17 protein-coding genes are annotated in these 21,088 nt (G+C 72.3%); 7 read left to right on the forward strand and 10 right to left on the reverse strand.

Annotation, left to right across the window (positions count from 1 at the left end; translation table 11 throughout):
* Positions 1 to 358 precede the first annotated feature (358 nt).
* From ACF089_RS26285 to ACF089_RS26305, 5 genes are all read left to right on the forward strand, one after another.
* Positions 359 to 961 (forward strand): hypothetical protein, encoded by a 603-nt coding sequence (locus ACF089_RS26285; RefSeq protein ID WP_392031313.1) that lies wholly within the window; start codon positions 359 to 361, stop codon positions 959 to 961.
* A gap of 14 nt (positions 962 to 975) precedes the next feature.
* Entirely contained in the window at positions 976 to 1,149 is a 174-nt protein-coding gene (locus tag ACF089_RS26290) for a hypothetical protein (RefSeq protein WP_392031186.1), read from the forward strand.
* A gap of 112 nt (positions 1,150 to 1,261) precedes the next feature.
* A complete protein-coding gene (locus ACF089_RS26295; RefSeq protein ID WP_392031189.1) occupies positions 1,262 to 1,786 on the forward strand; it encodes a BlaI/MecI/CopY family transcriptional regulator in 525 nt (174 codons plus the stop codon).
* A 9-nt stretch (positions 1,787 to 1,795) separates the two neighbouring features.
* Positions 1,796 to 2,317, forward strand: coding sequence for an amino-acid N-acetyltransferase (locus tag ACF089_RS26300; protein ID WP_392031191.1), 522 nt, complete (start codon positions 1,796 to 1,798; stop codon positions 2,315 to 2,317).
* Positions 2,318 to 2,470: 153 nt separating this feature from the next.
* Positions 2,471 to 2,806 carry an Lsr2 family protein gene (locus ACF089_RS26305; protein ID WP_392031194.1) on the forward strand — a complete coding sequence of 112 codons (336 nt, stop codon included), beginning with the start codon at positions 2,471 to 2,473 and terminating at the stop codon, positions 2,804 to 2,806.
* 20 nt (positions 2,807 to 2,826) lie between these two features.
* Here the strand turns inward: ACF089_RS26305 and ACF089_RS26310 are convergent, their stop codons facing one another.
* On the reverse strand, positions 2,827 to 3,471 hold the full coding sequence (locus ACF089_RS26310; RefSeq protein WP_392031197.1) for an SCO3374 family protein: 645 nt from the start codon (positions 3,469 to 3,471) through the stop codon (positions 2,827 to 2,829).
* Between the two features lie 432 nt (positions 3,472 to 3,903).
* Between ACF089_RS26310 and ACF089_RS26315 the strand changes: the two genes are divergently transcribed.
* Complete coding sequence (locus ACF089_RS26315) at positions 3,904 to 6,432, forward strand: ATP-dependent Clp protease ATP-binding subunit (protein ID WP_392031200.1); 2,529 nt, start codon at positions 3,904 to 3,906, stop codon at positions 6,430 to 6,432.
* Positions 6,433 to 6,757: 325 nt separating this feature from the next.
* Here ACF089_RS26315 and ACF089_RS26320 read toward each other — a convergent pair whose 3' ends face one another.
* Genes ACF089_RS26320 through ACF089_RS26335 form a run of 4 tightly spaced genes read right to left on the reverse strand, consistent with a single transcriptional unit; the run spans position 6,758 to position 15,083 of the window.
* Positions 6,758 to 9,748 carry an NACHT domain-containing protein gene (locus tag ACF089_RS26320; protein WP_392031203.1) on the reverse strand — a complete coding sequence of 997 codons (2,991 nt, stop codon included), beginning with the start codon at positions 9,746 to 9,748 and terminating at the stop codon, positions 6,758 to 6,760.
* Positions 9,745 to 10,116, reverse strand: coding sequence for a trypco2 family protein (locus ACF089_RS26325; protein WP_392031206.1), 372 nt, complete (start codon positions 10,114 to 10,116; stop codon positions 9,745 to 9,747). Before ACF089_RS26325 ends, ACF089_RS26320 begins: the two co-directional genes overlap by 4 nt.
* A 41-nt stretch (positions 10,117 to 10,157) precedes the next feature.
* Positions 10,158 to 11,774 carry a D-alanyl-D-alanine carboxypeptidase/D-alanyl-D-alanine-endopeptidase gene (dacB, locus tag ACF089_RS26330; protein WP_392031209.1) on the reverse strand — a complete coding sequence of 539 codons (1,617 nt, stop codon included), beginning with the start codon at positions 11,772 to 11,774 and terminating at the stop codon, positions 10,158 to 10,160.
* Between the two features lie 48 nt (positions 11,775 to 11,822).
* Positions 11,823 to 15,083: an NACHT domain-containing protein gene (locus ACF089_RS26335; protein WP_392031211.1), complete on the reverse strand. Its 3,261-nt coding sequence runs from the start codon at positions 15,081 to 15,083 to the stop codon at positions 11,823 to 11,825.
* 486 nt (positions 15,084 to 15,569) lie between these two features.
* Between ACF089_RS26335 and ACF089_RS26340 the strand changes: the two genes are divergently transcribed.
* Positions 15,570 to 16,238 carry a M23 family metallopeptidase gene (locus tag ACF089_RS26340; protein WP_392031214.1) on the forward strand — a complete coding sequence of 223 codons (669 nt, stop codon included), beginning with the start codon at positions 15,570 to 15,572 and terminating at the stop codon, positions 16,236 to 16,238.
* Positions 16,239 to 16,493: 255 nt separating this feature from the next.
* Here ACF089_RS26340 and cseC read toward each other — a convergent pair whose 3' ends face one another.
* From cseC to ACF089_RS26365, 5 genes are all read right to left on the reverse strand, one after another.
* Positions 16,494 to 17,849, reverse strand: coding sequence for a two-component system sensor histidine kinase CseC (cseC, locus tag ACF089_RS26345; RefSeq protein ID WP_392031217.1), 1,356 nt, complete (start codon positions 17,847 to 17,849; stop codon positions 16,494 to 16,496).
* 28 nt (positions 17,850 to 17,877) lie between these two features.
* Positions 17,878 to 18,576 carry a two-component system response regulator CseB gene (gene cseB / locus ACF089_RS26350; RefSeq protein WP_392031220.1) on the reverse strand — a complete coding sequence of 233 codons (699 nt, stop codon included), beginning with the start codon at positions 18,574 to 18,576 and terminating at the stop codon, positions 17,878 to 17,880.
* 9 nt (positions 18,577 to 18,585) lie between these two features.
* On the reverse strand, positions 18,586 to 19,266 hold the full coding sequence (locus ACF089_RS26355; protein ID WP_392031223.1) for a hypothetical protein: 681 nt from the start codon (positions 19,264 to 19,266) through the stop codon (positions 18,586 to 18,588).
* Positions 19,267 to 19,373: 107 nt separating this feature from the next.
* Positions 19,374 to 19,982 carry a SigE family RNA polymerase sigma factor gene (locus ACF089_RS26360; RefSeq protein WP_392031226.1) on the reverse strand — a complete coding sequence of 203 codons (609 nt, stop codon included), beginning with the start codon at positions 19,980 to 19,982 and terminating at the stop codon, positions 19,374 to 19,376.
* A 169-nt stretch (positions 19,983 to 20,151) separates the two neighbouring features.
* Entirely contained in the window at positions 20,152 to 21,057 is a 906-nt protein-coding gene (locus ACF089_RS26365; protein ID WP_392031228.1) for an A/G-specific adenine glycosylase, read from the reverse strand.
* Between the last annotated feature and the right edge of the window lie 31 nt (positions 21,058 to 21,088).

Below are 21,088 nucleotides of genomic sequence, written 5' to 3' on the forward strand. Positions count from 1 at the left end.
CTGGGTGCTCGCACGGGACAGTTCCAGCCCGTCCGGCGTTTGAGGACGTCCCCGTGCCCTGGGTGCTCGCACGGGACAGTTCCAGCCCGTCCGGCGTTTGAGGACGTCCCCGTGCCCTGGGTGCTCGCACGGGACAGTTCCAGCCCGTCCGGCGATTGAGGACGGACCCAGGCCACAGGCCCCCGCACCGTGCGGGCCCCTGCCGGGGGGCTGCCCCCGAAGCCCCGTGCCTCAAATGCCGGCGAGGCTGAAACGCACAACCACCCCGCGGCGCGCCCACCCCACCCCATTAAGTCGATTTTGTCCCACCCCCACGTATCGTCACCCCATGCCCACGCCATACGGATCCCGCGGCGGCATGGCCCTCAGCGCAGACGAGCTGCGTGTGCTCCGACGCGCCCTCTCCGTCGCCCTCCACCCTCACCCCCTCCCCGACGAGGACATCCAGGACTGTCTCCGCCTCGCCGACTCCCTCGACGAGGCCGCCCACGAGGCCCGCCGCCTCCGCGCCTTCCTCCTCGCGGACCTCACCCGCTACCGCCACGCCCTCCCCGGTTCCGCCGCGAGCTATCTGGAGCTGCTCCAGGACGCCCTGGCCGCCGGCTACGACCCCGTCCCCGACGACCTCGCCGCGCTGCGCGCCCTGCGCGGCAACCCGGTCGCCGCCACCCTCCTGGAGCGCTGCCGGGAGCTGGCCGAGCGCTCGGTGCGGGCCCGGCTCGCCCGCCGCTCCGTCCCCGCCGCACCCGCCCCGCGCGCCCGGCTCCTCGCGCTCCCCGGCGGCCGGGCCGCCGACGAACCCCGACCGAAGCCGCAGCCCCGGCCCCAGCCCGCCCCCGATCCCGCGAAGCCGCAGCCCAAGGCTCCCGCGCCCGGTGAACGGCCGGTGCCCAAGCCGTCCGAGGTGTTTCCGCCGCGCCGCCGCCCCGTGCCCCCGTCGGAGCAGCGCGCCGCGGGCTAGCTACTCTGGGAGTCATGGACTACGTATCCGCCCTCTTGCCGCCCGTCGTGATGGCCGCCCTCTTCACCGCCCTGATCGTGACGATCGTGAAGAGCCAGGGCGGTCCGAACAAGTCCAAGGAGGACGCGATCGCGGACGCGGTGATCGCGCGGGCCGGTTCGACCCGCCAGGACGATCAGGGCGAGTGACCCGGCGCGACCTCGCGCGCGAATGGACGTACGGCAGACCTCCCGGTCGACCGTACGTCCTTTTTGTTACGTCATTACCGAGAATTCTGGATTCTCCCACTATGGTGGCAATGTGCCCCGCCAATTGGGAGAGCTCGAAGACGCCGTCATGACACGGGTCTGGCAATGGAACCGGCCGGTAACCGTCCGGGAAGTCCTGGAAGACCTTCAGCAGGAACGGTCCATCGCCTACACGACCGTCATGACGGTAATGGACAATCTCCATCAGAAGGGCTGGGTCCGCAGGGAAGTCGAGGGCCGCGCCTATCGATATACGGCGATCTCCACCCGGGCCGCCTACTCGGCCGCACTGATGAACGACGCCTGGTCCCGGAGTGACAACCCCGCCGCCGCCCTCGTGGCCTTCTTCGGGATGATGTCGCCCGAGCAGCGCGAGTCCCTGCAAGCCGCCGTCCGTATCGTTCAGGACGATGTCGTCGGCGATGTCGCCGGCGAGGCCGTACAAGGGGACGTGCAAGAGGACGCACAAGAGGCCGTACAAGACGACCAGGCACTTCGGAGCGATCCCGAAGAGCCCGGAGACGGTGAACTCCCCGCCGACCGGCCCCCCGGGGACGGGACATCCCCGGGGCGATAGCGTCACCGCATGCCTTATGCCGAGCCAAATGCCATCACCGTCCGCCGTGCCAGGACCAGCGATGTGACCGCGGTCCGCCGGCTCGTCGATCCCTACGTCGGTGAAGGCATCCTCCTCGACAAAGCCACGGTCACTCTTTACGAGTCCATCCAGGAGTTCTGGGTCGCGGAACGCGACGAGGACGGTACGGTCGTCGGTTGCGGTGCTCTTCACGTCATGTGGGAAGACCTCGCGGAAGTACGCACTCTCGCCGTCGATCCGGCCTTCAAGGGCCACGGCATCGGCCATCAGGTCCTGGACAAGCTGTTGAGCACGGCGCGACGGCTCGGGGTCGGCCGGGTTTTCTGTCTCACCTTCGAAGTGGACTTCTTCAGCAAGCACGGCTTCGTGGAGATCGGTGAGACGCCCGTCGACACAGATGTCTACGCCGAGCTGCTGCGTTCCTATGACGAGGGCGTCGCCGAGTTCCTCGGCCTCGAACGCGTGAAGCCGAACACCTTGGGCAACAGCCGGATGCTTCTGCACCTGTGATCACCACTTCAGAGGCAACCGGGCCGATCCCTATGTCCGAATCGCGCACGTTTCCCGCGTTCTCAGGGTTCTGAACCTCTCCCAAGGGTTTGTGTTTTCCAGGGAAAAGCGGTTTCCTTTCCGCGTACTGCATTTTCGATGAAAGGAAATCCGGTGGCACAGAAGGTTCAGGTCCTTCTTGTCGATGACCTCGACGGTGGCGAGGCGGACGAGACGGTGACGTTCGCGCTGGACGGCAAGACCTACGAGATCGACCTCACGACCGCCAATGCGGACAAGCTCCGCGGTCTCCTTGAGCCGTACGCGAAGAGCGGCCGGCGCACGGGCGGCCGTGCGGCTTCCGGACGCGGCAAGGGCCGTGCGGCGGCGAGCGGCAACAAGGACACCGCGGAAATCCGCGCGTGGGCCAAGTCGAACGGCTACGAGGTCAACGACCGCGGCCGTGTGCCCGCCACGGTTCGCGAGGCGTACGAGAAGGCGAACGGCTGAGCAGCGGCCTCAGCGGACTCTTAATCGGCCGAGTATTCGCACGCTGCGTATTCGTACGTGTGCGCATGTGTATGCGCTTGCGCGTGTGCCCGCGCATTCGCACGCAGCAGCCGGGCCCGGTGGCACTCGGTCGCCATCGTGTCCAGGAGCCGTACGAGATCGGGGCCGGTGCCCCGGCCCGCTCCCGTACCGCGCCCGAACGGGGCCAGGGCCGGAAGCGTCGGTTCCACCTCGCGACCCGGCACGGGGGGCCGCAGCCAGACGGCGGCCCCCCGGGAGCCGGCCCGGCCGGGAGGGGGCGGGGCGGACATCCGTCCTCCCGCACCGAGCGCGCTCAGACCGAGCGCGACGCCGCCCCACTCCAGCCAGTCGAGCAGCCCCGGCAGCTCCTCCGCGCAGCCCGCGGCCACCAGCAGCCGCATCCGCCGCCCGGAGAGCGCCACGGGCCCCGTGGGGGCCGCCCGGCGCAGCACGGCCGCCCCGGCGTCGGCGGGCAGCTCCAGCACGTCGAAGCGGAGCCCGGTGAGCAGCTCCACCGGCGGGCCGCCGGACACCGCCCAGCCGAGGGTGTTCTCGTACCACCGGGCCCACGGCCCGGTCGGGATCCGGGCGGGCGCGCGGGGGAACGGGACGGCCGGAGCGCTGCTCCGGGAAGTCGATGCCATACCCCCGGGAACTCCCGCGCGACGCCGGGAGTTACGCAGAGTACGAGGCCGGAGCCGCAGGGTGGCGGAAATGGGGGCGTTCGGCCGTGGTCAAGGGCGCAATGTTGTTCGCCCGTAGCGGAGGGAAGGGGGGTGCGCCGCATGGACTGTCAGTGCTTGCGGGTAAGACATCCCTAGTGGGGAGGGGCGACACGCTCGCAAGGCGGCGTTACGTTCGCCATCGGCGTATTCGTGGTGAGAGTAACTGCCTGGCCTGCGGGAACATCGTCTCGCACCATCGGGTTGGAGCAGTTGTCGGCGTTCAGGGGTCAGGAGGCCACAGACGGGTGTCGGCAGTTGGAATGAGCGGTCCCCGCTTGCGGGACTAAGCTGCGGAAGGACAGGGAGGGGACCGACCCCTTACTGCCTGACCGCTCTGAGGAGCGATTAACGATGTTCGAGAGGTTCACCGACCGCGCGCGGCGGGTTGTCGTCCTGGCTCAGGAAGAAGCCCGGATGCTCAACCACAACTACATCGGCACCGAGCACATCCTCCTGGGCCTTATCCACGAGGGTGAGGGTGTCGCCGCTAAGGCCCTGGAGAGCCTCGGGATTTCGCTCGAGGCGGTCCGCCAGCAGGTGGAGGAGATCATCGGTCAGGGCCAGCAGGCCCCGTCCGGGCACATCCCCTTCACCCCCCGTGCCAAGAAGGTCCTGGAGCTGTCGCTCCGCGAGGCCCTTCAGCTGGGCCACAACTACATCGGCACGGAGCACATCCTGCTCGGCCTGATCCGCGAGGGCGAGGGCGTCGCCGCCCAGGTCCTCGTGAAGCTGGGCGCCGACCTGAACCGGGTGCGGCAGCAGGTCATCCAGCTGCTCTCCGGCTATTCGGGAGGCAAGGAGGCCGCCACCGCGGGCGGCCCCGCCGAGGGCACGCCCTCGACCTCGCTCGTCCTGGACCAGTTCGGCCGCAATCTCACCCAGGCCGCCCGTGAGTCCAAGCTCGACCCGGTCATCGGGCGCGAGAAGGAGATCGAGCGGGTCATGCAGGTGCTGTCCCGCCGCACCAAGAACAACCCCGTGCTCATCGGCGAGCCCGGCGTCGGCAAGACGGCGGTCGTCGAGGGCCTGGCGCAGGCCATCGTCAAGGGCGAGGTGCCCGAGACCCTGAAGGACAAGCACCTCTACACCCTGGACCTCGGCGCGCTGGTCGCCGGCTCCCGGTACCGGGGCGACTTCGAGGAGCGCCTGAAGAAGGTCCTCAAGGAGATCCGCACCCGCGGCGACATCATCCTGTTCATCGACGAGCTGCACACCCTCGTCGGAGCGGGCGCCGCCGAGGGCGCGATCGACGCGGCCAGCATCCTGAAGCCGATGCTCGCCCGGGGTGAGCTGCAGACCATCGGCGCCACCACGCTGGACGAGTACCGCAAGCACCTGGAGAAGGACGCGGCCCTCGAGCGCCGCTTCCAGCCCATCCAGGTCGCGGAGCCGTCGCTGCCGCACACCATCGAGATCCTCAAGGGTCTGCGCGACCGCTACGAGGCCCACCACCGCGTCTCCATCACGGACGAGGCCCTCGTGCAGGCCGCCACCCTGGCGGACCGGTACATCTCGGACCGCTTCCTGCCGGACAAGGCGATCGACCTGATCGACGAGGCCGGATCCCGGATGCGCATCCGCCGGATGACCGCGCCGCCGGACCTCCGCGAGTTCGACGAGAAGATCGCGGGCGTCCGCCGCGACAAGGAGTCGGCGATCGACTCCCAGGACTTCGAGAAGGCGGCTTCGCTCCGTGACAAGGAGAAGCAGCTGCTCGCCGCGAAGGCCAAGCGCGAGAAGGAGTGGAAGGCCGGCGACATGGACGTCGTCGCCGAGGTCGACGGCGAGCTGATCGCCGAAGTCCTCGCCACGGCGACCGGCATTCCCGTCTTCAAGCTCACCGAGGAGGAGTCCTCCCGGCTGCTCCGTATGGAGGACGAGCTCCACAAGCGCGTCATCGGCCAGAAGGACGCCATCAAGGCGCTCTCCCAGGCCATTCGCCGTACCAGGGCGGGTCTGAAGGACCCGAAGCGTCCCGGCGGATCGTTCATCTTCGCCGGCCCGTCCGGCGTCGGTAAGACCGAGCTGTCCAAGACGCTCGCCGAATTCCTCTTCGGCGACGAGGACGCGCTGATCTCCCTCGACATGTCGGAGTTCAGCGAGAAGCACACGGTTTCGCGCCTCTTCGGCTCCCCGCCCGGATACGTGGGTTACGAAGAGGGCGGCCAGCTCACCGAGAAGGTGCGCCGGAAGCCGTTCTCCGTCGTCCTCTTCGACGAGGTCGAGAAGGCCCACCCCGATATCTTCAATTCCCTTCTCCAGATCCTGGAGGACGGTCGCCTGACCGACTCCCAGGGCCGGGTCGTGGACTTCAAGAACACGGTCATCATCATGACGACCAACCTCGGGACCCGGGACATCTCCAAGGGATTCAACCTGGGCTTCGCCGCCCAGGGCGACGTCAAGTCGAACTACGACCGGATGAAGGTCAAGGTCAACGAAGAGCTGAAGCAGCACTTCCGGCCCGAGTTCCTCAACCGTGTCGACGACACCGTCGTCTTCCACCAGCTGACCGAGGAAGACATCATCCAGATCGTCGACCTCATGGTCGCCAAGGTGGATGAGCGCCTCAAGGACCGCGACATGGGCCTGGAGCTGAGCCCCGCGGCCAAGTCGCTGCTCGCCAAGAAGGGCTACGACCCCGTGCTGGGCGCCCGGCCGCTGCGCCGGACGATTCAGCGCGAGATCGAGGACATCCTCTCCGAGAAGATCCTCTTCGGTGAGCTGCGCCCCGGTCACATCGTGGTCGTCGGCGCCGAGGGCGAGGGCGAGGAGAAGAAGTTCACCTTCCGCGGCGAGGAGAAGTCGGCACTGCCCGACGTCCCGCCGATCGAGCAGGCGGCCGGCGGCGCCGGACCGAATCTCTCGAAGGAGGCGTAAGCCTCCCGGGCGGTAGCGCCTGAGAAGGGGCTGCCCCGGACGCGTACGGAGACGTACGGAGTCCGGGGCAGCCCCTTCTGCCGTTCCCGGGCCCGCCCGCCCGCGCCCCGTCCCGCCGACCGGCCCCGCCCCGCCCCGCCTCGCCGACCGGCCCCGGTCCGCCTCGCCGCCCGGGCCCGGTCCGGTTCGCCCCGGGCCCGGTCCGGGCGGCGCTCGGCCCGTACTCGTAACCAGGCCCCCAGGCCCCCAGGCCCCCCGGCCCCCAGCCCCAGGCCCCCCGGCCCCCAGGCCCCCGGCCCCCCCAGGGCTGACGGGACCGACGGGCTCAGGGGGCGAAGACCAGCCGATTGCCCAGCTTCGTCCGGCCGGTCACCTGTCCCTTGGCGACGCCGGTCAGCTCGATCACCAGATGGGGCCGGGAGTGCAGCGGGGTGAGCACGAGCCGGTCCGCCGGCAGCCGGGGCTGGACCAGGGTGAGCAGCCGCAGCCGGGGCAGCCCGGCGATCAGCTCCAGCTCCGCCGGGGAGACCAGGACATCGGTCAGCGTCAGATCCTCCAGCGCCTGAAGGTCCGTGAGACCGGCCAGGCCCTCCAGCCCGCCGCAGTGCCCGACGCCCAGCTCCCGCAGCCCCTCGGCGCACGGAGCCAGCGCGGTGAGATCGGTGACCGTGTCATTGCTGACGAGGGCGAGCGTGCGCAGCTGCGAGCCCTCCAGCCCGGAGCGCAGCTCCCGCGCGGTGAAGTCGCCGACGAGGGCGACGCTGCGGGCGTGCGGCACCAGACGGAGCCGGGAGAGCTGCTCCCGGGCGGTGATCACCAGCACCGTACGGCTGAGGTCCAGGAGGGCGAGGACCTCTTCGGCGTACTCGGCGGGCGGATAGTTCGCCCAGTCCCGGGTCAGCGCCGAGGACAGCCCGCCCGCCGAGTCGGCGCCCGCCAGCGCCAGCCTCCGCGCGTACGGCACCGCCGCCGCTCCGCCGATCGTGCCGACCAGCTCCGCCACCTGCTCCAGCTCGGCCCGGCCCAGACCGCTCGCCTCCGGCAGCAGCGGCAGCACGGACGGCCCCAGCTGGGCCAGCGACTGCCGCTCCTCGGTGGTGCGCGGCGGCAGCACTTCGGCGACGGCCGTGCGCACCTTGTGGTGCACGGAGGCGTCGAGCCAGGCCGCGTGCTGGGCGCAGAGCGCGGCGAGCGCGTACAGGGCGGTCCTTCTGCCGCCCTTGCGCACCGCCCGTCCGGCCGCCAGCAGCCCGTTGATCAGCACCGGCAGTTCACGCCGTGAGCAGTGGCCGGCCGCGAGCAGCAGCACATCGTGCCACTGCGGCTCGGGCGCGTGCCGCAGCAGCTCGTGCAGATGGTCGCCCTCGATGAACTCCTTGGCGGCCAGGAAGTCCTGGAAGGTGCGGTGGGTGAACTGGTAGACCCCGTCGTTCCGTTCCTGGAGGAGCCCGCTCCGGTTGAGCAGATGGGTGAGGATCCGCCGGGCGTCGCCCTGCGCGCCGACCTGCGGCATGCCGGTCAGCGCCCGGTCGAGCCGGCGGATCGCGCTGTCCTCGCTGAACTCGCTCTGACCGCCGCGCACCAGCCACACCGCGATCCGCTGGAGCAGCTGCTGATGCTCCTCGACGGTCAGCCGCACGCCCTCCGGCCGGTCGACCTTGCGGCGCTGGTCGCGCCGGCCCAGCAGCATCTGGAGCGCCGAGCGGTACAGCTCCCACCGGGTCTGGGGGAGAAAGCCCTCCCGCAGCCGGTGGAGCGCGCAGATCACGGCGCAGAGCAGCGGGGTGCGGGCCAGCTCCCGCAGCGCGGGGGAGAGGGCGAACTGCTCGGTGAGATCGCGCTCCAGCTCCCGAAGCGCCTCATGGCCGTCGTCGTCCAGCCGGGCGGCCGCGTGCCAGGCGGCGGTGAAGGCCGCGATGTCCGCGTCCCGCATCGGCAGCAGGTTCAGCTCCTCGAAGCCCTCCGCCTCCAGCCAGTCGGGCGCGACCGCGAGCGGCCGTACGGTGACCAGGGCGCGGGTCCGGGGATAGCGGCGCAGCAGGGCGGAGAGCCAGCGGTGGGCCTCCTCCCGGTCGTCGTGCGGCACCTCGTCCAGCCCGTCGACGAGCAGCAGCGCCCGCCCGGACTCCAGCACCCGGCCCGCCCAGCCGTCCGGCGGATCGTCGATCACCAGCCGGGAGACGCCGGGGAGCCGGGCGGGGGAGGGGAAGCCCGCGCCCTGGGCGCGCAGGGTGCGCAGGGGGACGACATAGGGCACCAGGCCGTTGAGTCCGGCGAGCCGGGCGTCGAGCGTGCCGGCGGCGGCGTGGGCGGCCAGCCACCAGATGAGGGTGGTCTTGCCGGTGCCGGCGTCCCCGCGCAGCAGTACCCGGGGGCGGTCGGCGAGGAGCGTCTCGACGCGCTGGGGCACGCTCTCCGCCGGGTCCGGGGCGTGTCCTTCCCGATCGGGCCGGGGGGCGGCCTCCAGGCTCAGATAGGCGGTGTCGAGGTCCCACTCGGCGTCGCGCCGGGAGAGTTCGTCCAGTCCGAAGACCTTGGTCCTGCGGTACTCGGCGGACAGGGCCCGCGCGTACTCCTCCTCGTAACGCGGATCGTCGGGGTGGGCGTGGGTGACGGACTCCAGCCGGGGCAGCCCGCCGGGGGCGTCCCCGACCCGGTCGAACCACGCGCGGAATCCGGGGTCGGAGACGATCAGGGAGATCGGCACGCACTCGGCGCGCAGGAGGTGGCGGCTGCGCGGGATCCTGCTGACGATGCCGAGCAGGCTCTCGCCCGCGTAGACGGGCGCTCCGGAGAGTCCGGCGAGGGCGGTGGAGCCGTCGTCGCGTTCGGCGGCGGGCGGCCGGTCGAATTCGAAGACCATCGTGCGGCGGATGAGGCCCGCGAGCGGCAGCACGGCTCCCCGGTACTGGTCGGCCTCGATCCTCCGGCCGTCGTACCGCTGGATCTCGGGGAAGCCCGTGATCACGCACTCCGGCACCGGCCGGTCGGTGGCGACGGCGCTCATCCGGACGGGGCGCACCGCCGCGAGGGCCTTCCGGGGCGTTCCCGGAGGTTTGCCGTGGGCCGGTCGGTCGGCGGCGGGGTAGAGGCTCTCCGGGGCCACCAGCAGCGCCGCGTCGAGTTCGTCGTCGGACCAGACGACCTGGCAGAGCTGGGTCCTCCCGGGGTTGGTCACCCGGGCGGAGCGCCCGGGGCCGATGACATGGGCGCAGGTCAGCACGGTGCGGGGGGTGAGGAGTACGCCGCTGCCCTGCTGCCGCCCGTGGACGACGACGGTCCGGCCGCCCACGGTCGGCCCGGCGAGTGGGCTCACCGTGTTCCCGGGTACGGTCCGGCCGCGCCGAAGTCGGCGGTGTCGCCCTCGTCGTCGTTGCCGACGAGCCAGGGGCCGCCGGTGACCGCGTTCCTCGGCCGGAGGGTGAGGGCCACCCGGTGGGTGCGGCCGGTGGTCCTGGCGCCTTCCCCGCCGGCGTCCACGACCAGGGCCTTGATCCGGGCCCCGCCCCTGGTCTCCTTGCGCAGTTCGATCGTGAACTCCATCTCGATGTCGCCCACCTCGAAGGAGACCGGCCGGCCGGTGGCGCGCCCGGCCGCCTCGACGAGCTGTTCGCGGACGGACTCGATGGCGTCGGCGAGTTCTATGTCGGCCCGGGGCGCTGTGGCGGAGGTGTCGTCGCTCATGGCCCGGACGGTACCGAGGTACGGTCCGGGCCGTGGGCCGTTCAGCAGAACTGCGGCTTCCGCCACGCGCATTCGCCCTGGTCGGCAGCCGGCGCGCGGTCGGCGCGGGACTGCCGGGGGACGACGGTCGCGATGGTTTCGGCGGCCGTGTCGGAGCGGGCCAGCGTCACCACGATCGCGTCCTCGACGCTCTTCACCGAGGAGGCGAGGTAGTTGTTCAGGACGATCGCGTAGACGAGTTCGCGCCCGCCCGCGTCCTTCACATAGCCGGACAGGGCGGACGCCCCGGTCAGCGAGCCGGTCTTGGCGCGGGTGTTGAGGGCGGCGGGCGTGCCGCACATCCGGGTGCGCAGGGTGCCGCCGACGGCGCGGTCGGGGGCGCAGGCGACGGGCAGGGCGGCGTGCCAGTCGGCGTACCAGGGGGCGGCCCGCACCGCGAGCAGCAGCCGGACGAGCTGTTCGGCGGGGACGATGTTGAACCGGGACAGTCCGGAGCCGTCGGCCTGGCGCAGGGTGTCGGTGGCGATCCCCTCCTGTCGCAGATAGCCGCCGATGGCGGCGAGCCCGGCGCCCCAGGCGCCCCGGCCGGTCGCCCGGTGGCCGATGGTCTTGGTCAGCGCCTCGGCGTGCATGTTGTTCGACAGCTTCATGAAGGGGACCAGCAGCTCCCGCAGCGGCATGGAGCGGTGGACGGCGACCGGCCGGGCGTCGGCGGGGGTGGCGCGGCCCAGGCGCGGGGACTTGGCGACCCGTACGCCGTGGCGGTCGAGGGCGTCGGCGAAGACGGCGGCGGCGTATCCGGTCGGCTCCCAGACCGTCACCCACTCCTTGGTCGCGCTCGCGCCGACGGGGATGTTCCCGTCGACGGCGATGGTGTTCGTGCCGTGCCGCCGCTCCACGGCGAGGGTGTCGGGCTGTCCGGCCGCCACGGTGGCGGAGCCCTTCTGATCGACGCGTACGTAGTCGGTGTCCGGGGTGACGGTGACCTTCGGCCGGTCGCCGGGCTTCGCGCCGGGGCGCACTTCGACGATCACGGTGCCCGCGTCGTAGTCGGTGTCGGGGGCGACGGTGAGCGCGGAGATCTGCGCGGAGTAGTACGAGGACTCGTCGTCGCCCGCCCAGCCCCGGCCGAGGCGCTGGGCGTCGAAGTGGGTGTCGTCGGCGAGGATCCGTCCGCTGACGCGTCTGATCCCGCTCGCGGCGACGTCGGCGGCGAGCGCGTCGTAGTCCTCGGCGAGCGTGGTGGGGTCGCCGTCGCCCCGCAGATGGAGGTCGCCGTCGAGGGTGGAGCCCTCGTGGTCGCCGGAGGAGAGCACCTCGGTGGTGTAGCGGTGGTCGGGGCCGAGGAGGGCCATGGCGGCGGCCGAGGTGAGGAGTTTGGTGTTCGAGGCGGGCATCAGCCGGTCGGTCCCGGCGCGCTGGTAGAGCCGCTCGCCGGTCTCGGCGTCGGCGATGACGACCCCGGCGGCCCCGCCGGTCAGCCGGGCGTCGGCGAGGATCGTGTCGACGGCCCCTTTGAGACCGCTGTCGGAGGGCCCGGCTCCGGCGGGGGCGCTCCAGGTGAGGGCGAGGGAGGCGGCGAGGACGCAGACGGCGGAGGTGAGAAGGGGACGGGTGCGGGGGCGGCGGGTCCGGCTCGGGTTCTCTGGTCTGGTCATGTCAAGGAGGATCCCGGACGGGGCGGGCGGGGAGAAGGCCGTGGACGGTCAGTCGTCGCCGGGGCCGATGGACAGCCGGTCGCCGAAGTGCTCGCCCCCGGTGATGTCGAGCCGGGTGCCGGGTCTGCGGTGGAGGTGGACGGTCAGCTCCGGGCGCCCGTGGAGCGGGGTGAGGTCGATCGCGTACTCCGCCGTGTTCGGGATGACGACGCTCAGCATTCTGAGCGCCGGGAAGACGCGTGCGAGCGCGCCGGTGTCGAGAGGGCGGTCGGGGGCCGTCATGGACAGATGGGTGATGCCCGGGGCCTCGTCGGCCGCCTCGGGATCGTGGTCGCCGACCGGGCCCAGGCGCAGCGACCAGAGATCAGGCAGCCCTTTCACGGTCCGCAGCAGCGCGCGGAGTTGCGCGGGCGCCCCGACGGTCAGCTCCTCGGCGCCGGTCCAGCGGGCCAGGGCGTCGTAGGGGAGTTCGACCCCGCCGTTCACCTGGAGACGGCGGACCCGGGGCGGCGGGCCGGGGAGCGACAGCGCTCCCGGATCCAGCACCAGCTCGTCGAAGGGGCGGTCGGAGAGTCCGGCCAGGCTCTCCGCCTTCGGGCAGTTGACCAGGACGAGCGAAGTGACGGAAGGGCGGGAGCCCAGCGGGGCGAGCGTGGTCAGCTCCGGATTGTCGATGAGAGAGACCTCGGTGAGCCCGGTGCGCGGCAGCCGCTCGTCCAGGGCCTTCGAGGTGTGGCCGCCGAAGAGCGCGACCCTGGACACCGGTCCGCAGTGGTGCAGATGCCGCAGCTGTTCGCCGGTGCGGACGTCGACGTGGACATCGCTGAGATCGACCCGGGCGAGCACCTCGCGCGCGTACCGCTCCGCCGGGAAACGGTGCCAGTCCTCCGCCAGGGCCCCCCGCACGTCCCTGGCCGGCTCCCCGGTGAACTCCCGCAGCAGCTCGATGCCCGAGGGCTCGCCCACCGCCGAGATGACGTCGATGACCAGGGCGTCGGTCTCGGGGTCCCCGGACGGTCCCGGCAGCAGGGGCAGCACATAGGGGCCCAGCGCGGCCAGCTCGGCGGACTCCCACATCTCCCGGGGCGGGATCAGCGCCCGGATCCGCCGCTCGGCCGCCGCCCGGAGCGGTTCGTCCAGGAAGACGGCGGCGGCCGCGCAGTGCCCGGCCAGCAGATGCGCGGCCCGCCCGTCGGGGCCCGCGCCGTCCCCCGCCCTGACGAGGGCCTCGACCAGCTTCCCCACCCGGCGGTCGAAGTGCCCGACGGAGAGCCGGATGACATCCCCCCACTGCTCGTCGTCCACGTGCCCGACCAGCTCCCCGACGCTGTCGGTCTCGGCCAGCTCCTTGGCGGCCAGATAGTCCTGGAAGGTGCGGTGGATGAACTGCACGGCGTCGTCGGCGCGCTGCTGGAGCAGTCCGCTCCGGTTGAGCAGATGGGTCAGGATCCGCCGGGGTCCGCCCTGCTCGCGGACCTGGGGCATGGCGCGGGTGACCCGGTCGATCAGGGTGGCGGCCTCGTCGGGCGTGAGCTGGGTCTGTCCGCCGCGCACCAGCCAGACGGCGATGTGCTGGAGCAGCAGCTTGTGCTCCTCCACCCCGATGGTCAGCCCCTCGGGCGCGTCGATGCCGCGCTCGCTGTCGCGTTTGCCCAGCAGCATGTCGAGAGTGGCCCGGTACAGCTCCCAGCGGCTGCGCGGCAGCCGCCCGCGCCGCTTGCGGTGCAGGGCGCAGACGACGGCGCAGAGCAGCGGGGTGCGGGCGAGGTCCCGCAGGACGCGATGGTCGGCGAACTCCCGCCGCAGCTCCCGCTCCAGCAGCTCCAGCCGCTCGGACTCCGCCTCGGCGCGGGCGAGTCCGCCCGGGCCCCGGAGCGCCGCGTACTCCGTCCGGGCCGCCCGGTGCCAGGCGGTGACGAAGGCGTCGATGTCCTCGTCGCTCATGGGGAGCAGCAGCAGATCGGCGAAGCCCTCGCCGGCCAGCCAGTCGGCCTCCACCGCGCCGGGCCGCACGGTCACCAGACAGCGGGTGTCGCTGTGGGCCCACAGCAGCCGGGTCAGCCAGCCGCGGGCCTTCGGCCGTTCGGCGTGCGGGAGTTCGTCGAGTCCGTCGACGAGCAGCAGCGCCCGGCCGGACTCCAGGACCCGTTCGGCCCAGCCGTCGGGAGCGCCGCCGACGGGAAGGCGGGCGATCCGGGGCAGTTCGTCGGGCCCGGGGAAGCCTCCGTTGGCCCGGACGCTGCGCAGGGGTACGACGAAGGGCACCAGGCCGTTGAGCCCGGCCAGCTCCGGGGGGAGGGTCCCGCATGCGGCGTGGGCCGCGAGCCACCACACCAGGGTGGTCTTTCCCGCGCCCGCCTCGCCGCGCAGCAGGGTGCGGCGGCTGCGGCCGAGGAGATCCTCGACGCGCCGGGGGCGGGAGTCGGACGGCGGGAGGACGGCCGCCGGTTCGGACGGCCCGAGCCACAGGGTGTCCTCGTCGTCGGCCAAGTCGGTGGCCTCCAGGCTCAGATAGGCCGTGTCGAGGTCCCAGCCGGACTCGCTGACGCCCAGCTCGTCGATGCCGAAGATCTCCGTACGGGCGTACTGGGCCTTGAGCGCGGCGGCGTACCGCTCCTCGAACGCGCCGTCGCGCGGGTCGAATCCGGACAGGCCCTCCAGGGGCGGCAGCGTCAGATCCGTCCGGTCGAGCAGGGCGGCCTGGATCGCCTCGGCCGGCACCGCTTCGAGGTGCTGGTGCCCTTCGGCGCCCCTCACCCGGGCGACGACGCCCAGCAGCACGTCGCCCGCGAAGACGGGTGCGCCGGAGAGACCGGAGAGCGGGCTCGCGCCGTTCTGCGGCACCGTGCCCGGGGAACGGTCCAGCCAGAAGGTGAGCGCGCCGTGGACCCGGCCCGCGACGGGCAGCACGCTGCCCCGGTACTGGCCGAAGTCGAGCTTTCCGGGGGCGGGCGCGCTGATCCCGCCGGTGCGGGAGGCGTAGCGCTGATGGGCGGGGAAGCCGAGCGTCTGGCAGCCGGGCAGGGCGTCGTCCCTGGTCAGCCGGGCCCAGCGGAGCCGGTTCAGGCCGGTCGCCGGGACGAGGTCGTCCTCCGCGCGCAGCAGTGCGGCGTCCAGGGACTCCGGATCGCCCCTCCAGAGCACCCGGCAGCGGATCCGGCGTCCCGTGCGGGGGTGCGCCACCTCCGCCGTACGCCCCTTCTCGACGGTATGTGCGCAGGTCAGGATGTGTTTTGAGTCGATCAGCACCCCGGTGCCCTGCTGTCGTCCCAGGACCGCGACCACCCGCCACGACAGAGTGAGCCCCACCGTTCCCAACCCCCTTCTTCCCGCCCCGAGGTTAGTGGCCCAGGCCACTTTCCGGCCGGTGAATCAGTGACCCGGCCCACAGCCGTGAGGGGCGGCCCGGTGACAAGGCACACAGGCCCATCGGGGCCTACTAGGCGCGCTAGGAGCGGTGTCGCGGTCCGCGCGCGGCCGGTCGGCGGGTCTTCGTCCGGGACTTTGGTCCCGGTGGCGGGGGAGCGGTTCCGATCGGCGAGGTTTACGGGAGGGCCCGGGGCCCGGCATGCGGATAAACGTCCTTCCGAAGATCTTTTTCTACGTGAATGCGACCCCATGGGCGATCTTCCGCAAACCCTGTCAAGGGTCTGATTCCCGGCGCTTCTGCTACGACGTAATGTCGTAGTTGGGGTGTTTGAGGTGAAGTGGGTGCTTCGGTTACCAAGGGATGGCAGCAACGCCGCCCGGCGCACATCCCGTGCCGGGTCCCTTATTGCCCGGAGGCTTTCCCGTATGCGTGTCACTTCCCGTCGTCCCCGCCTGTCCGCTCTCCGTACCCGTACCGCCGTCCTGGCGGCCGGACTGGGAGCGTCGACGGTGCTCGGCGCAGGGGCCGCTTTCGCCGCGGAGACCGGCGTGCAGTCCGCGCCGGTCGCCGCGAGCACCTCCAGTGCCGTCGCCGCCCAGGCGCAGGCCCAGGCCAAGGCCGCCGCCGCGGCCAAGGTCACCGCCAAGCCCGTCGCCGCCCCCAAGGCCGCGGCCCCGGGCTGGAGCAAGCCGGTCACCCAGTACGTCCTCAGCGCCACCTACGGCAAGGGCGGGGCCATGTGGGCCAGCAACCACTCCGGCCAGGACTTCGCCGTCCCGACCGGCACCTCCGTCAAGTCCGTCGGCCCCGGCACCGTCGTGAAGGCCGGCCCGAACGGCGCCGGTGACGGTCCCGCGTACGGCAACGCCGTCGTCGTCAAGCACGACAACGACACCTACTCGCAGTACGCGCACCTCTCCCGGGTGGATGTGAAGATCGGCCAGCAGGTCAAGGCCGGCCAGCAGATCGCGCTCTCCGGCAACACCGGAAACTCCAGCGGTCCGCACCTCCACTTCGAGATCCGCACCACCCCGAACTACGGCAGCGCGATCAACCCCGTCGCCCACCTGCGTGCCGAGGGCGTCACCCTCTGACCCCGCGCACGGCAGATCAGGCGTAAGGCGTACGGCCCCCGGTGCATCGCGCACCGGGGGCCTTCGCCGTGCCCGGGCCCGGCCCGCGCACCTCTTCGCCGATACGGGCCCGGCCTCGCCGATACGGCCCCGGCCCGCGCACCCCGCGCCGTTACGGCCCCGGTCCGGGCACCCCGCGCGGGTACGGCCCCGGCCCGCGCACCCCGCCCCCCGGACGCCCCGGGTCTCCCCGCCCTCGGGCGCCCCGCGCCCCGCTCACTTCTTCGCCGGACCGCCCGCGCCCTTCTTCGCCCGTACGCTCCCCGGCAGCATCGGAAAGCTGCCGCTGATCGTCGGCGCGTGCTCCGGCAGCCAGAGCACCGCGATCGCACCCCCGGTGGGCCCGTCCGCCGCCCCGCCCTTCCCCGCCGCGTTGCGGAAGGTGAGCCGGGCGCCCAGCACCCGTGCCTGGCCCGCCGCGATCGTCAGCCCCAGACCGTGCCCGGTGCCCGCCCGGTCGCTCGCGCCCGTACGGAACCGGCTCGGCCCCTCCCGCAGCAGCGCGTCCGGGAAGCCCGGTCCGTGGTCGCGGACCCGGACCACCCGGCCCTCGACCGTGACCTCGACCGGCGGCTTGCCGTACTTCCCCGCGTTGGTCAGCAGATTCAGCAGAATCCGCTCCAGCCGCCGCGGATCGGTGTTCACCCAGGACTCGTGGATCACCTCGACCGGCACATCCGGGTTGAGCGCCGCGATCCGCCGGGTGACGAACTCGCCGAGCGCGATCTCCTGAAGCTCGGCCCGCTCCGACGCGCTGTCCAGCCGGGCCACCTCCAGCACGTCCTCCACCAGCGTCCGCATCGCCTGCGCCCGGTCCCGCACTAGCTCCGACGGCCGGCCCGGGGGCAGCAGCTCGGCCGCCGTCAGCAGCCCGGTCACCGGAGTCCGCAGCTCGTGCGCGATGTCCGCGGTGACCCGGCGCTCGGCCTCGATCCGCGCGTTCAGCGCGTCGGTCAGCGCGTCGATGGCCCGCGCCAGATCGTCGGTCTCGTCGCGGACGACCCCGCCGATCGCGTCCCGTACCCGCCCCTCCGTATTGCCCTCGGCCACATTGGCGGCCGCCGCGGCCGCCTTGCGCAGCCTGCGCGAGAGCTGCCCGCCGATCAGGACGCCCAGCGCGCAGCCGCCGAAGACCACCGAGACCGAGCCGATGGTCAGCGCCCGGTCGAGATCGCGCAGGATCACGGCGCTGCGCTCGGGGAAGTCGGCCCGCAGCGAGAGCACGTCGCCGTTGGCGAGCGGCACCGCCGCCCAGATCTCCGGCGGCCCGTCGTGCCGGGCCTCCACATAGCTGCCGCGCCGCTTCTCGCCCATGAGCTGCTGAAGCTCCTTGGGCAGCGCCGGGTCGTTGATCTTGAAATTGAACCGGGGGTTCTTGGTCTTGGGCCCCTCGAAGCCCCGCTCGGCGGTCCGCACCCGCTCCAGCTGCACATCGCGCGCGTTGTCGAGCAGCGCGCTCTGGGCGGCGTTGTGCACCACCAGGCTCAGGGTGAGGGCGATCAGCGCGCCGACGGCCGCGATCGCGATACTGATCTTCCAGCGGACCCCGGTGCGCAGCACCAGACGCTTCATGCCGCGCTCCCGCGCGGTCCGGGCCGTGTCATGCCCTGAGCTTGTAGCCGAAGCCCCGGACCGTCTCGATCCGGTCCTGGCCGATCTTGGTGCGCAGCCGCTGGACATGGACGTCCACCACGCGGGTGTCGCCGCCCCAGCCGTAGTCCCAGACCCGTTCGAGCAGCTTGTCGCGGGAGAGCACGGTGCCGGGCGAGGAGGAGAACTCCAGCAGCAGCCGCATCTCGGTCGGGGTGAGCGCCACCGGCGTACCGGCCCTGCGCACCTCCATGCCCTCCGTGTCGACCTCCAGATCGCCGAAGGTCAGCAGCGCGCCCTGGGCGCTCTGCGCGCCGGAGGCGGCCTCGCCGCCGCCCGCGTGGCCGAAGCGGCGCAGCACCGCCCGGATCCGCGCGACCAGCACCGCCCCGTCGAAGGGCTTGGTCACATAGTCGTCCGCGCCCGCCTCCAGGCCGAGCACCACGTCGATCGAGTCGGCGCGCGCGGAAAGCATGATCACCGGCACGGTGGACTCGTCGCGGATGCGCCGGCAGAGACTGACCCCGTCGAGCCCCGGCACCATCACATCGAGCAGCGCGATGTCCGGCCGGTCCGCGCGGAACGCCTCCAGGCCCAGCAGCCCGTCGGGCATGGCGGTGACCATGAAGCCGTGGCGCTCCAGCGCCAGCTGGGTCGCCTCGCGGATGACATCGTCGTCCTCCACGAACAGCACATGGGTGTCGGCCATCGGTCGCTCTCAGTTCTCGTTCGCTGTGGGGCCGGCCTCGGGGACGACCAGCTCGTCCTCCCCGACCGTGCGGCTGAACTCGTTGCGTACCCAGTGCAGTCTGGTGAACTTGCCGTTCGTCCAGCGGTACGTGACCACTTCCTCGGCGGAGGGCGCGGCCACCGGGTCCCGCTCGCCGTAGACCTGCTGGGTGACCACGAGGTCGCCCCGGTCGATGGCGGCGTAGACCGCCGGAGTCTCGGACTTGAAGACATTCTCGTACGAGGTCCCGGCCGCGCGGTAGACGTAGGTGCCGAGACCGACGCCGTCGGCGCAGCTCATCACATTGACGACCACGTCGGGGGACTGCCCGCCGGTGATGTTCCCGAACTTGGTGTCGACCGGGTAGGCGGTGCGGCCGCAGGGCTTGAGATCGTCCTTGACCTGCGCGCGGACCTCCGGGTCGCTCTTGATCAGCTTCACCGGGTCGACCTTCGCCGCCTTCTCGGCCAGATCGCCGCCGTCCTCGTCGCCGCCGTCGTCGCCGCCCTTGGCGTCCGCGCCCGGGGCGGCCGAGGCCGAGGCGGGTTTCGTCGACGCCCCGGCGTTCGCCGAGCCCTCGTCCTGGACGCCGCTGCCGCTCGCCGAACAGCCGACGCCGAGCAGCCCGAGGGCGGCGAGCACGGCGAACGCCGCGGTGCCCGCCGCCACGCTTCCGCCGCCCCGCCGGTCCCCGGCGCGCACTCCGCCGGGTCCGCCGGGGATCTCGCTCGGGCGGTCCCCTCCGGGACCGTCCCCCGGACCGTCTCCCGGGCCTTTCAGGCCGCGCACCGCTCCTGCCCCCGCTCGTCGTCACTACGGTCGTCCCGCACCCCGCGGATCCGGCGGACCTCGTCGGAACCGGCCGCTCCGCCGCGCTCCAGCGACCGCGCGTCCAGGTCCCGGCTCTCCAGTTCCTGACGCAGCCGGGCCAGCGCACGGTGCAGGGTGCTCTTCACCGTACCCGCCGACATGCCCAGCGCGGCGGCGGTCTCCTCGGTGCTCATCTGCTCCCAGTGCCGCAGGACCACCACACTGCGCTGCTTGGGGGCGAGGACCTTCAGCACGTCCATCAGCAGGGCGCGGTCCGCGCGCTGGTCGCTGCCGTCCTCGACGCAGGCGTCGGGCAGCTGCTCGGTGGGGACCTCCTCCAGCTTGCGGGCGCGCCACCACTCGGTCCGGGTATTGATCATCACCCGGCGCAGATAGGCGTCGGCGAGCGACTTGTCGGCGATCCCGTCCCAGCGGCCGTAGGTGCGCGCCAGCGCGGTCTGCAACAGGTCCTGGGCGTCGATCGGGTCGGGCACGAGCCGCCGGGCGCTCCGCAGCAGAGCCTCCTGCCGGGTGCGTACGTACTCCTCGAAACCGAGCACCTCGCCGTGCGCCATTCCAACCGCCTCCGTCCCCGTGACCTGCCCTGCGTTCCCGTTACGTCAGAAGTTACGGAGCGGTTGTCACGGCGCTGTGCGGAGAAGCCGTCGGAGGGCGCACGGCCATCCATCGGTTGTGTAACAGTGAATGTTTCGGCGGTGGTTCGCGGGGGAAGACGAGAGCGGCTCAGCCGGGAAGCCGGTACAGACCGTCGGCCAGCGGCTCCACCAGACCGTCGGCGACCAGCCCGTCCAGCGCCCGGGCGCGCTGCACCGGCTCGTTCCAGACCGCGTCCAGCGCCGACTGCTCCACCGGGCCGTGGGCCTCCCGCAGGACGGCCAGCAGCTTGCCGCGCACCTGGCGGTCGGTGCCCGCGTAGGTCTGGCCGCGCCGGGCGGGGCCCTCGTGGGCGGGCTTTCCGGCCAGCCGCCAGGCGCACTGGGCGGCGATCGGGCAGTGCGCGCAGTCCTCGTTCCTGGCCGTGCACACCAGCGCGCCCAGCTCCATGGAGGCCGCCGCCCAGCGGGACGCGGTCTCGTCGTCGCCGGGGAGCAGCGCCCGGGCGAGCTTGCGCTCGGCCGCGGTCGTCGCGGTCGGCGGGTACTGGATGCCGGTCGCCGCGCGGGCGAAGACCCGGCGCACATTGGTGTCCAGGACGGCGTGCCGCTGCCCGTACGCGAAGGAGGCGACGGCCGCGGCCGTGTACTCGCCGATCCCGGGCAGCGCCAGCAGCTGGGCGTGGTCGCTGGGCACATCGCCGCCGTGCCGCTCCGTTATCGCCTGCGCGGCCCCGTGGAGGCGCAGCGCGCGGCGCGGATAGCCGAGCCGGCCCCAGGCGCGGACGGCTTCGCCGGGCGCCTCGGCCGCGAGATCGGCGGGCCGGGGCCAGCGGGCCAGCCACCGCTCGTACACCGGGAGCACCCGGGAGACCGGGGTCTGCTGGAGCATGAACTCGCTGACCATCACCCCCCACGCGCCCGCCTCGGGGTGTCGCCAGGGCAGATCCCGGGCGTGCTCGTCGAACCAGGCGATGACGGGGGTGTGCAGGGACGCGGCGTCGGCGGGGGCGAGGTCTGTGGTGGTGTCAGTCATGGCACCCACGATCCTGGCACGCCTCGGGGAC

The sequence above is a fragment of the Streptomyces sp. NPDC014894 genome, from assembly GCF_043080985.1.
In the GTDB taxonomy this organism is placed as follows: Bacteria; Actinomycetota; Actinomycetes; order Streptomycetales; family Streptomycetaceae; genus Streptomyces.